Source organism: Ferrimonas kyonanensis DSM 18153 (assembly GCF_000425405.1).
Classification (GTDB): Bacteria; Pseudomonadota; Gammaproteobacteria; order Enterobacterales; family Shewanellaceae; genus Ferrimonas; species Ferrimonas kyonanensis.
This window is the reverse complement of sequence record NZ_AUDJ01000049.1, coordinates 1-11,515: the sequence shown is the minus strand read 5'-3', so window position 1 is coordinate 11,515 and position 11,515 is coordinate 1. Positions and strand designations below refer to the sequence as shown.

Here is an 11,515-nt window from a genome sequence, read left to right as displayed (position 1 = left end):
CCCCCGCCTCGCTATAAGAACCAATTTCCTTATCATCGAGTATTACCTCAATCTCTGTAGGGCTTACATCCTCTACTTTTACCGGCAGTTTGATAGTGTCAGTTACCCATTTATCGGCAAAGGAACTAGCCGCAATTACCGGGTCTGTATTGTCGATGTTGACGGTAGCCTCAACTTCAGCTTGCCGATCTACGGAGTCGATAACGGTTGATTTCAATACCAAAGGGCCATCAGGGTAAATGGTGGTATCTAGCTCAAAGCTATCCCCCTCTAAGCTGGTCACTTCAGTTTCGCCGTTTGTCACCACATGAGAGTATGGAGACAGCTCATCGATACCCACTTTATAAGTCACAGTATCTTTGACCCAGGTATCTGCCAGATCAGTACCAATAAGCTGAGGATCGGTATTGTCGATCTTAATGACGCCGGTTTCTTTAACCACATTGGCGATCTCGTCCACCAACTCAATTGTGACCGACTGCTCACCTTCATCGAACTGTTCAGTATCAAGCTCGAATTCAACACTCGCCTTATTAAACTGTTCGCCTATTTCGGTATCAGCTACCTCTAGAGCTACCTTCGAAATTCCAGTGTCGTCATCTGCTTCTACATCAAAAGCCACCATACCAGTGACCCATTGTCCAAGTTTAGATGCGACCACCAAGACTGGATTTTCTTGATCCCAACCTTCTGGAATGTCCTCAGAGCGAAATACAGAATCAATATTCAACGAAACCTGTTGCGCCCACACGCCCACCGTAGTGTTCCCCAGCGGCTTACCTAGTAACGCATGATACTCATTAAGTGCCGCAGCTATATCTCGCCGCCAAAACTCAGAATTTAGCACTTGATTACCTAGTTCGATCTGGCCCTGACTCCCTTGTCCATCTAGATAACCATCGGCTGCGACGTCATCACGCATCGCGCGAACTACGTCCAGGGGGGAAGCTAAAAATTTCTGGTCATAGATAAGGCTGTACGCGCCAATCAGCAGCGCATGTTTATTGGCTTCGGTCAGCTCACCAGTTAGATCACCAATTGGAGTAGTCAACGGGTCAAAACCATAAATTTCAACAATCTTCAACCTTGCCCGAGAAAGCGCATCTGTAGGCAAAACCCCTTTGCTCAGTTCGTAGTCATATAAACCCACCATCACTGCTGCCAAAGGGGTAAAGTAAATCTGCTTATCGCTCTCAAAGAAATCCGTCAAAGTAGAAAGCGGCTTTTCCAAAGGGAACCGGCGGCCGTCTATGTCTACGTATTCGCCGCCATTAGCCGATAACATGATCACCGGATAAGCACCGTGCAACAACATTGCACAGTTACCCTGACTGTTCGCGACACACTCCTTAACTGTGTTTCCCACAGTGGGAGAATGATACCTATTAAGCGCAAGTGTGCTATCAGCAAAAGTGGAATTCACATTCATTTTAGGCATATCCACATCTAGAGCTAACATGTAACTCACACTGGATTTATTGCCGACTTCATCGGTGGCAGACATCACCACTTCGATGGTACTAGATAGCTCTACATCAAATAGCTCGGGTATAAATTCTTCGGTAAGCGGCAGCATATAGAGGCCATCGCTAGTGATACTCAGAGGCTTATTATCAACTACCGAAAAATCATCAACAGTGATGGAATAAGTCACATTCAGATCATCATGCCGAGTGTTGACCGTCCCGGTGTCCTCTGTCACCAGCTCCAGGTAAGCAATCCCATTCTTTTCCATATCTTCGCGAGTTCGGGGAAGCGTACCTAAGCGACTGTTATCATAGCCAATATAGAGTGGAACCGACTGATCTCGAGGAAAAGTAACGGTTTTCAACACCCCGTCACCATCACGGCTAAGACCAACAACGGGAGTGTTCCAGGCAACGCTGGGAGCCGTTAGGTCGACATTCACTATATGGTCAAAGTCATTGCTCTTACCAGTAGAATCTATGACGTTAAGTTGTAGGTTATTAATTCCCTCAACTAAGGTGGTATCAATGGAAAATTGGCTTTCATCAAAGCTATAACTCAAACCATTGAAACCCACAGTGATAGGAGGTATGACGTTAAATACATCGCCATTAACTGTGTGTGATGTAGAACCAATAAGTGTACCAGAACGAAAATGGACACCTGCGTCAATGTTCGCAATGTTGACTGTGAAAGCCTCTGTGTTCTCAATGTCGAGCACATTGCAACTGCGCAACTCAACAGACAATGGGCCGTCTGAATAGGGGGTTGTATCGAACGACAAAATCGCCGTGTGCTTAAAACCTCGCTCAATAAGATCATCATCTTGAAGGACACCATCAACCCAAAGCTCTATGCGCTTCAAGCCTACATAATCCTCCACATTTACCTCTAGATCTGCCTGTCCTCGAACCAAGTAACCATCAGGCTGAGACACGCTAATCTTAGGGCCAAGGTCAGTAATGGTCACAGCCCCTTCACTGCCAAACATATCAATAGAAGTGGATGCCACCGACTGTACAAACGGTACTGTGTCGCCAACAGCAATATTGATTTTATTAATATCGTTACGATGAATTACATGCAGTGCTGACTGTGCCAAATTGACCCGATAAGCCTCATTAGACAACTCTAGGCCGCTTAAATCGATAGTAGCTCCGTCAATCACCCCATCTAATATCCCATCTGAAAGAACATCGTTATACATGATGTTAGAGAGAACAATAGATGTGTAGTTTGTATGAGGTTCAATACCGGCGGAATCGGACAAACGTACCGCCCATTGAGACAAAGCCGCAGATTGAAGGCCATACTTCACACCATCATAAAAACCAGCTGAGGAATAAGCCGGATCAGTGATGTTTACAGGGTAAGTGGATGTAATATCTACCCCAAGCCAGGAAGACATTTCACTATTTGCTTTGTCTACAGCATCGGCAACCGATAGTCCATTAGATACTTGAAAAGCCGCATCAGCAGCCGCTACATGAGTCCATGTAGTAACCATCGTTTTAATGTCTGTGCCGTGCTCGTAGTTGAGCACCGCCCACAAAAATTGTTCATCGGTCAACGATACTGCTTTGCCGGTTGCTTCTTCAACATAGTACCCACTAGTAACTTCCAGCAATACTGGATGGTCATGGTTAGTTTGTACCTGAATCTCAAAAAAGCCTTTGTCATCTGTAACCACAGGAGCAACTGATACTAGCTCCCCTTTTTTTCCATCACTAAAATCATAAGCATTGACAACCCCATGGATGATCAAAGCATCGACAGCGTTACCAGAGAGAGCCCCTATCGGCGGAGGCGGTGGAACTTTGGTATCAGAACCACAGCCATTTAACGCAAGTCCCAGTGAAATTGCTATGAGTGATTTACGCATCTATTTAACCTCCAGTTAAAAACGATACACGGCGTAAACGCCAAAAGAACTAACTCCACCAAATGCATGACGAAGTTGCAGCCCTGTTGACCAATCAAAATCAAATTGATCAACGTGGAAGTCGTGGGAAGCCGACAGAAGAAAACCGCCAGAAATCTCATCTTTATCATCAAATCGATCAGCTAAGTAACCAAACTCATCAATGGAATGGCGTTTAGAATATTGACCATAGTTAGCCACCAGTCCGGCACTGAATACTGGGTGGAACTTGTAAGAAAGGGGGTACTGATAGGAGTAGGCCAAAGTCCAATCAATAGACGTTACATCCATTCCCATTTTTCCCACCCCAGCACTGGGAGCAAATTCTGTATATTGAAATTCTGAAGTAATTTTAGTGTTGCGGCTTAAGGGGTGCTCTGCCCCAACGACAAAGTAAGGTGAAAAAACTGAATCAGTATTCAAATCGGCATCATCAACCTGGTACATTCCTGCTCCCAAGCCAAAATAGAAATCAACAGCGTGAGCTGTCAGCGGAACCAGGAGTGCCAATCCTAGCAGCGCTTGTTTATTAAGTTTCATCTAAAATAATCTCCAAGACGCCAAATTAATGACGAATAAATTTAAAAAGCAAAGTTAGCAAGGCTTGTTGACAATACGAATTCCATGGTTATAAAGCAGACAATAAGCATCGACTTTTTTTCTGAACGCCCCCCCCAAATGATTCCAATATTTTTCGTCATTCATAGGGGTCAACGATCCATCACCATTAACTACTACTACCCCCTTTATCTTGGGGTAAATAGCCTCCTTATTTTTCGCATCCATACTTTTGCTAATACCTGGCTCCACTTCTACAAGCGGCATGGCGTTGCACCTAAATTTTACAAACCGAGTTAAACAAAAAAATTATATATAAAACAACTACCTATAACAACACAGGTGAGCTAAATTAAATTAAAAAATAGACCTGCAAGAATAAACAAATTATTAACCCGGCCGTCAAAAAATTGTCTTTCCTAGAATTTGATTGAGCACAATTTTTAGTAAATATCTATGACTTAGGTATCAACTTTTAATCTTGAAGCATTACTCAATATAAAGATTCATCTTAAATGACCCAATACGGAGACCAGTCTAATCGTGGATAGCCTTCGGTTCGCCCTCCTTTCTCGTCGGGATCAGGTGTGGACAGCTTAGAGGCGGCCCACCGCTCCGAGTTGCCCACACCTTCCCCCAACAGGAGGGCCTACCCACAATGACCCAGGTTACATAACAAAATTTTTATGAAAAAAAAGCCCCTAAAAGGGGCAATAGCAAGTCTGGTTTTAGTATTTTCTACATTTACATATAATACCAGACCTTTACTTATTAACTGTAAAAATAAAAATCAACCTATAAAATCTACTGCCCTTATCCAAAAAATATACTAGTTGGAATACTAAACCGCTTGCTTAAAGCCTCGATATGATCCCTTTTTAACTTATGAGGGTACTTATCACTAAGTATTTTACTTACGGCAGACTGCTTTCCAATTTCACCTTCAAAATCAGAGTTAGTTAACCCATGCTGATCTATCAGACATTTAAACACGGATTCCGGCCCAGAACACTCTTTTACAGATTCATTAAAATCAATAAAATCAGGACTTTGCACCTCCCAGGACTCAATGTTTTTTGCCAAAATAATAATCAAAGAGCGGTATTTTTCATAATCGTCTATCATTGCATCCATTAGAGTTAACGCTCTATCATACTGGCGCTTATTTGCGATCTTAGTAATCACAGGTATTTTATCAAGCAACAATGACAATTCACTCGCAATAGTAATGTCAGTCATGATATTTACTCCTTATCTCCGCGATAACGGTCACACAGTCGATCATACTTTTTATGGTCAACAATGTGTTTTACATACATACGATTATCTCTAAACTCGATAAATGCAATCATCCTTAAATGATTTCCACCAATATCGATAACAAACCATTTATTCCTATACTTAAAATTATCCAAGCTTGGGAACACTTTCTTCATTTCTTCTGGAGAGCCAAACTCCCCAGCCCTCAGAGTGCGATACACCGACAACAAAGCCTCTTTTTGTTGCGGATACTGCTGGGCAGCATCGTTAAATGGCTTTCGAGATATAACATGCATTGGGCTTGCCCTTCTAACTATTCCTGTACGGAATTATAGCAACAAACATTCCCACACGGAATACTTTATCGAAAAAAAGATACAATATCACCGATGTTGACACGGCGGTCACTTTCCCTTATTGTGGCATAACCACCGATAATGACACACCAAAGCCATGCAAACACACAATCTATCTGTATTCGTCAAGTCTAGACCTGGTACTAAAAACATTGAAGTGCTGCACTTTCCCAGTCTCGGCCAGCACCTTTGTACCTTGATCATCAATCGATCCACCTCTAGGGTGACATTAAGAAGCGGAGATATGGAGTTAACCGAAGCCTTGTCAAGGCTACAAATTTGGCACAATCACTTTTTGGAAGACCCAACTCAGGACGTCGCCGCAATTGACTTAGCCCCCGCAGTATTATTTATCAACATTGGAGTGTTTCAAGAGTTGCAAGGCATCGAAACAACTCAAAATTACTGCGTTCGACACACCATAAACGAGTGAAAAACTATGAGATTTGTAAATTTACCTGATGATATGGAACTAGTTGACTGCGCTCTATGCAAAAACCCAATTTACCGGGGTATTGAGTTACTAGAAGGCACTAAAATCATTCCCATTTGTTGGCAACATTACCGTCAACTACAAGCAAAACACAACAAAACTATTGCATCCCATAAAGGAGCTCAGGTTCGCACTGCCAACAAAGAGCAGCATCAGAAAAAGTTATGGGAATTTTTAGCTTTTAATGGACACCTAAATGAGTCCTTTGAACAAATGGCAACGCTAGCTAATCAAGGACAAATCACAACATCTAGAGGCGGGACATACACTAGGCCAACAATACGTCGTGCGCTAGCCGACTATGCGACAAGTATCGGTTGGGACAAAACCAAAATCAAACTACCAAAATGGCTTAAACAGCAGTATCAAGAGTATCAAAACTTATAAATACCGCCATTTTTACCATTCATGTTCTTCTGCAGCGACTATGTTTGACGGCAAAACGGGGCATCGATGCCCGTCGCCAACACTGAAAGTGACAACTTTCTGAATCATCCTAGACCACAACCATGGGAAACGCTGTAATGAAACGAAGGGGCAATCAGAAATTTGGGATAAGCCCCTAAAATCCAAAATCGGCCCCCACCCGGCCAAAATCCCCTATCTGGTGCTCCGGCACCCAGATGCCCCCAGATATGGGATTACCCCCCTCACCCCCCTCCTGCCAAGCCCTGCGCCAGATTTGGGCTAACCGGCCTAAGCTGGGAGTTACCCCAAAATTCAAACAAACGCCCTGCCCTGCCCCACCGTTGCCGTGGTCGCCCGCGCCGCTTACAATCGCCGCAGTGTTGACCCTGGAGAGCCCCAATGATCCCCGTTCCCTCCGGCCCCGCCCTGGCCGCCCTGCCCTCGCCGGTACAACTGGACTGGCCCGCGATGGCGGCGGTGCGCCGCCGAGTGCTGCACCATGTGGAGATGCCCGCCTATCTGCTGCTGCCGGAGGTGTCCGCTCTGCTCGACGCCCTGGACGACGACCGGCAACGGTTGCTGCTGGATCTGCTGTGGAACACCGGCGCCAGGATCACCGAGGCGCTGGCGCTGACGCCCGCCGATCTGGCCCTGGATGACCCGCATCAACCCTATGTCAGTCTGCCCACCCTAAAACAGCGGCCCCGCAGCGCCCGCCGCCCGAAACCGCGCCTGGTGCCGCTGCTCGATCCCGCCTTTGTGGTGCGGCTGCGCCGCTACCTAGCCACCCACCGCCCGCCCAAGCGGGAACGGCTGTGGCAGGTGTCGGATCAGACGGTGCGCAACTGGATGGGCCGCGCCTATGAGCGGGCCAGCGCCGCCGGGGCCGAGATCGCCTTTCGTCCGGGGCCGCACAGCTTGCGCCACAGCTTCGCGGTGCATTGCGTATTGCATCAGGTGCCGGTGCCGGTGCTGCAAGCGTGGATGGGCCACCGCTCCCGCCGCTCGACCGAGATCTACACCCAGGTGATGGGCATCGAGGCGTTTGGCCTGGGGCAACAGGTGGCCTTCAGCCTGCCGCTCACAGTCGCCCGCTGACTGTGCGCGGGCGGCCCGCCGCAGTGGTCACAGTAGCGGCACACTCACCCGCCGCCACCTCCCCCGCCACAAAACAGAGCATGTATAACAATAGCGTTATACAAGATATATCGCTGTGCAAGACGCTGAAAACAGTGGCTTTGCACTGTGTACCCCCACCGTGCTCAGTGCCAGCCCAAGCCAACCCGCCGCGCCATACACACACACATAAACCGTGTATAACACCACCGTTATACTTAACCTCAGACAAACCCCAGGTCATGTATAACATTGACGTTATACATGACCTGGTATAGAATAACCCGTGTATAACATTGATGTTATACACGAGGCGTCACGCCATCTGTTTCCTCAACAACAGGATCATACCCCCATGAGAAACCGGGCCTTTCTCCACTTCAGTTCCGCCGTGATCACCATCATCGCCACCGTTATCGGAGCCATTCTCACTATCAGCTTTATGCGCCAGGTGGCCGGGAATACCGGCCTGGAGCTGGAGTTTGCGGTGATAGGCGGTCTAATGGACACCAGCAAGGCGCTGCTGCCGATTGCGGTGATCCATCTGTGGCAGCAACAACAGCGGTTGCCCGCCTTCCTGCTGGCGCTGCTGGCCGTAGTGCTGCTGGGATGCTCAATGCTGGCTAGCATCTTTGCGGTGGACAACGGCCTAGCCAGCACCCAGACCGAGAGCACCCGCTACCAGACGATAACAACTCAAATTGAAATGAAACTGAGCCAGGCGGCAGAGCTGCGGCAAAACGCCAGCCGCTTTGAGGCGATGGACTTCATTAGCAAGGGCACGGCCACCCGCCAGAAGGCCGCCCAGCTGGAAGCCAACGCCGCCCAGCTGATGGACAAGCGCGATCAGCTGCCGCCACAAAATCGGGTGACATCGATGGCTAATCAGATCAGCCTGGGGGTGGCGCTGACCGTGGAGTGGATCGCCATCGGCATGTCGATTTTGTTTGCCCTGACCAGCAAACCCAAAGCGCCCGCCTCCGAGCCCCAACCCGAGGCCGACCCGGCCCCGGTGACCGCCGAGCCGCCGCAAGCCATCACCGCCCCCCAGCCCGTCCCCGAAGCGGAGGAGTGGCCCGCCATGAGCGCCCACGCCGATATCGTCGCGGCCATCCTTGAGGGAAGCCTCACCCCCAGCATCCGGGGGCTGACCGGCCCCACCGCCTTGAACCGACAGCAGATCACCGAACTGCTGGATGAGATGGGCCAAGCCGATTACCTGGAGCCCTACCGCAATGGCTGGCGTCTCAAAGGCGCAGAGCAAAGCCATGTATTGCAATAGCGTTATACAAGCCCTTAAACTGGCAGTAAGACGAAGAAATAGAGTGAACTAAGCAGATGGCAGCAAAAGTTAAAGTGGTTGGAAACCGAAAGGGCGGGGTGCTCAAAACCACCTCGACCCTAAACCTGGGGTGGGAGCTGGCGCGGGCGGGGATGCGGGTGCTGTTGATTGACATGGACAGCCAGGGCAACCTGACCCGCTACCTGACCGACGAGGACAAACCCCTGTGGCTGGGCGACGTGATCAAGGAGCGCGGCGCTCAGTTGACCGACGCGATCTACCCGGCCATCATCGGCGGCGAGGCGCAACCCAACCTACACTTTGTCCCTGGCCGCCCCGGCGATGCCATGAGTAAGTTGGATATAGATATGATCTCACTGCCGCGCCGCGAGGAACGCCTAAAACTGCTACTGGCCCCGCTGCTGGATCAGTACGACTTTGTACTGATCGACACCAGCCCCGGCACCAGCGTGTTGGGGCTCAATGCGGTGATGGCCGCCGACTCCTTCTTGATCCCCACCGAGTACACCGAGGATTCGCTGCAAGGGGTGGACACCTACCTGAAACACATCTGTGACGTAAAATTTGTCACCGAGGACGACATTGATTACCGGGTGCTGCCCGCCAAGGTGGACAAGCGAGAAACCAACGCGCTGGCCTACGGCAATGAATACCTGGCCGCCTTGCACCCCGAGCGCCAAACCGAAACGGTGATCTGGTCACGCTCGGTGTTCAAAGATGCCGCCACCGAGGGCGAACCGCTGTCTGTGGTCAAGCCGGGGCATGTCGCCGCCATGTACTATCGCAACCTGGCCCGAGAGGTGATCGAGCATGGCTAAATGGACTGACGAACAGGCAACAGAGCTGGCTACCCTGCAACAGCTAGCCAAGCCCAATCCCAAGCAGCGGGCACGGATCAAGATCTTGGAAAAGCTCAAAGGCAACGCCGAACGCCAGGCCGCCAAACCGGCCCAGAGCAAGCCTGACAACTTCTTTTCGGTGCAATCCACCTCAAAAACTCGTGCGTATCCGGTGCGTTATACGGAAAACGATCACATAGGGTTGGATGAACGCCTAAAGCACCTGAAAGCCAACGAATCCCAATACCTAATTGAGCAGCTGGGCAGTATGCGCGAAGCCAGCAAAGCCAAGCTGATCCGCGCCGCCGCCATTCTGCTGAACCAGCATACCGACAAGGAGGTGATCGATGCGATGGCCCTGGCGAATCTAAGCATGTTCCTGGGGCAACTTAAAGCCCACAACCTGACCACCTACCAGTTTTTCATCATCAACAAGATGGACGCCGCCGGGGTCACAGAGCTGATCCTGAAAAACGGTTTTGGGGTGTGCAACAACCCAGATATCCGCCTGGCGGATTACCTGATGCACTCCTTGAAGGAGCTAGGTTATCTGCAAGCGGTTGAGGGCGGCTATCAACGCACTGACAAACCGCTGCCGCTGTAGGGGGGAGTTCCATGCACCAAGCCAAACTCAACGAACTTTTTGACGATGGCAAGCGCCGTTGCGGCCTGTCCTGGGAGCTATGCCTGGAGTTTTTCAGCCTGTCGGTGGATCAATACTTGAATGGCATCAATGAAGAAGAACGCCCGGCGGGCCTGTCGCTTGTCCACATATCCACGCAACGGAGGGGCCGCGCCCGGAGGGCAGTGGAGCGGCCCCAGTTGGCCGTGTGGGTATGTGGTCAAGCTGGTACCTCAGTGGTGGATGGCAAGGATCTTATAGTGGCCGGTCGCGGTGAGCTGGAGCCGGTAACGCTCCCCAGGCTGCACCAGGGACTGGCCGCCGCTGACCCAATCCCCGGCGGGGATGGTCACGGCCCTGGCCGGTAGGGTTGATCCATAGAAGATCACCGGCACCACCGACGCATAGCGGTTACTGTCCACCGTCTCGAACACCAGCCGAAAGGGCACGGTCTGGATCTCGCCAACCTCGGACGGCAGCCGGGGCGGGGCAGGGGGCTTGGAGCACCCAACCAGACACAGCGCCAACGCGCCCCAGGTGATTAGCTTTTTCATCGTGTTCACTCCTTATCTGCGGTAAAACCCCATGATCTCAATCCGGGGCTGAAAAAAAAGCCGCCTCAGCGCTTTATGCGCCGCTGGGTTGCGATTACGCAAAAACCCCAGCTCAATAGCTGGGGCTTTTGTGTCATTTCCGCTGGTTATGTTACGTCAGCACCGAGAAGGCTAGCAGAAACAGCCTCCGCAGGTTACGGTTACAGCTCCATCGGTTTTCCTATCCAAGGAATGGGCCGGAGCACACCCCCACGGCAATGGGTAAAGATGAGGTCAATCGCCCAACAAGGCATCGTGCAAGGGGCCGTGACTCAGCTTACCAACAAACTCGCTGATCTGTTCCGGTGTAGCACAGTCATAGGGGCTATGAGGGATTACCGGCACTTCCACCATTTCGCGGTAAAGGTTGGCCGGGGAGCGGCTGCCGGAGAGATAGCCGACGACGTTGCACAGATGGCCGCCGGATTCCGTCGCGCCACCGTAGGCAAAACTCACCGTGACCACCATATCCTGATCAACGACAGTGAACCGGCCATAGTTAACCGGATAAAGCTGGGGAGCATCTGCCTTCTGGGCCGCTGCGGATGCAGTCAGGGCCATGCTCAGCAAAATGGCGGG

At 50.3% G+C, this 11,515-nt stretch carries 12 protein-coding genes; 5 read left to right on the top strand and 7 right to left on the bottom strand.

What is annotated here, in order from left to right; genetic code table 11:
- The 5 genes from H598_RS24330 to H598_RS0113305 all read right to left on the bottom strand — a co-directional run.
- Nucleotides 1–3,349 (bottom strand): hypothetical protein (locus tag H598_RS24330; protein ID WP_156897041.1); only part of this gene is annotated, 3,349 nt, incomplete at its 3' end.
- Nucleotides 3,350–3,364: 15 nt separating this feature from the next.
- Nucleotides 3,365–3,928 carry a hypothetical protein gene (locus tag H598_RS0113320; RefSeq protein ID WP_028113452.1) on the bottom strand — a complete coding sequence of 188 codons (564 nt, stop codon included), beginning with the start codon at nucleotides 3,926–3,928 and terminating at the stop codon, nucleotides 3,365–3,367.
- Between the two features lie 54 nt (nucleotides 3,929–3,982).
- Nucleotides 3,983–4,213: a hypothetical protein gene (locus tag H598_RS0113315; RefSeq protein ID WP_028113451.1), complete on the bottom strand. Its 231-nt coding sequence runs from the start codon at nucleotides 4,211–4,213 to the stop codon at nucleotides 3,983–3,985.
- A gap of 546 nt (nucleotides 4,214–4,759) precedes the next feature.
- On the bottom strand, nucleotides 4,760–5,185 hold the full coding sequence (locus tag H598_RS0113310) for a helix-turn-helix domain-containing protein (RefSeq protein WP_035415908.1): 426 nt from the start codon (nucleotides 5,183–5,185) through the stop codon (nucleotides 4,760–4,762).
- Nucleotides 5,186–5,190: 5 nt separating this feature from the next.
- Nucleotides 5,191–5,502, bottom strand: a complete 312-nt coding sequence (locus H598_RS0113305; protein ID WP_028113449.1) for a type II toxin-antitoxin system HigB family toxin — start codon at nucleotides 5,500–5,502, stop codon at nucleotides 5,191–5,193.
- Nucleotides 5,503–6,001: 499 nt separating this feature from the next.
- On the opposite strand from H598_RS0113305, the gene H598_RS0113295 reads away from it, so the two are divergent.
- From H598_RS0113295 to H598_RS0113270, 5 genes are all read left to right on the top strand, one after another.
- Nucleotides 6,002–6,442 (top strand): hypothetical protein, encoded by a 441-nt coding sequence (locus tag H598_RS0113295; protein ID WP_028113447.1) that lies wholly within the window; start codon nucleotides 6,002–6,004, stop codon nucleotides 6,440–6,442.
- A gap of 420 nt (nucleotides 6,443–6,862) precedes the next feature.
- Nucleotides 6,863–7,561 carry a tyrosine-type recombinase/integrase gene (locus H598_RS0113285; RefSeq protein ID WP_051252719.1) on the top strand — a complete coding sequence of 233 codons (699 nt, stop codon included), beginning with the start codon at nucleotides 6,863–6,865 and terminating at the stop codon, nucleotides 7,559–7,561.
- Between the two features lie 373 nt (nucleotides 7,562–7,934).
- Nucleotides 7,935–8,861 (top strand): hypothetical protein, encoded by a 927-nt coding sequence (locus H598_RS0113280; protein WP_028113444.1) that lies wholly within the window; start codon nucleotides 7,935–7,937, stop codon nucleotides 8,859–8,861.
- Nucleotides 8,862–8,917: 56 nt separating this feature from the next.
- Nucleotides 8,918–9,700 carry a ParA family protein gene (locus H598_RS0113275; protein WP_028113443.1) on the top strand — a complete coding sequence of 261 codons (783 nt, stop codon included), beginning with the start codon at nucleotides 8,918–8,920 and terminating at the stop codon, nucleotides 9,698–9,700.
- Nucleotides 9,693–10,325: a hypothetical protein gene (locus tag H598_RS0113270; protein ID WP_028113442.1), complete on the top strand. Its 633-nt coding sequence runs from the start codon at nucleotides 9,693–9,695 to the stop codon at nucleotides 10,323–10,325. Before H598_RS0113275 ends, H598_RS0113270 begins: the two co-directional genes overlap by 8 nt.
- Before the next feature lie 251 nt (nucleotides 10,326–10,576).
- Here H598_RS0113270 and H598_RS0113265 read toward each other — a convergent pair whose 3' ends face one another.
- Nucleotides 10,577–10,897, bottom strand: coding sequence for a hypothetical protein (locus tag H598_RS0113265; RefSeq protein ID WP_028113441.1), 321 nt, complete (start codon nucleotides 10,895–10,897; stop codon nucleotides 10,577–10,579).
- Nucleotides 10,898–11,170: 273 nt separating this feature from the next.
- The coding region (locus tag H598_RS26785; RefSeq protein WP_035415907.1) for a hypothetical protein at nucleotides 11,171–11,515 on the bottom strand (345 nt) is incomplete at its 5' end.

Excerpts from the sequence above, each read along its gene's own strand:
- H598_RS0113320 (WP_028113452.1), bottom strand. The coding sequence starts at position 3,928 with ATGAAACTTAATAAACAAGCGCTGCTAGGATTGGCACTCCTGGTTCCG.
- H598_RS0113315 (WP_028113451.1), bottom strand. The coding sequence starts at position 4,213 with ATGCCGCTTGTAGAAGTGGAGCCAGGTATTAGCAAAAGTATGGATGCG.
- H598_RS0113310 (WP_035415908.1), bottom strand. The coding sequence starts at position 5,185 with ATGACTGACATTACTATTGCGAGTGAATTGTCATTGTTGCTTGATAAA.
- H598_RS0113305 (WP_028113449.1), bottom strand. The coding sequence starts at position 5,502 with ATGCATGTTATATCTCGAAAGCCATTTAACGATGCTGCCCAGCAGTAT.
- H598_RS0113295 (WP_028113447.1), top strand. The coding sequence starts at position 6,002 with ATGAGATTTGTAAATTTACCTGATGATATGGAACTAGTTGACTGCGCT.
- H598_RS0113285 (WP_051252719.1), top strand. The coding sequence starts at position 6,863 with ATGATCCCCGTTCCCTCCGGCCCCGCCCTGGCCGCCCTGCCCTCGCCG.
- H598_RS0113280 (WP_028113444.1), top strand. The coding sequence starts at position 7,935 with ATGAGAAACCGGGCCTTTCTCCACTTCAGTTCCGCCGTGATCACCATC.
- H598_RS0113275 (WP_028113443.1), top strand. The coding sequence starts at position 8,918 with ATGGCAGCAAAAGTTAAAGTGGTTGGAAACCGAAAGGGCGGGGTGCTC.
- H598_RS0113270 (WP_028113442.1), top strand. The coding sequence starts at position 9,693 with ATGGCTAAATGGACTGACGAACAGGCAACAGAGCTGGCTACCCTGCAA.
- H598_RS0113265 (WP_028113441.1), bottom strand. The coding sequence starts at position 10,897 with ATGAAAAAGCTAATCACCTGGGGCGCGTTGGCGCTGTGTCTGGTTGGG.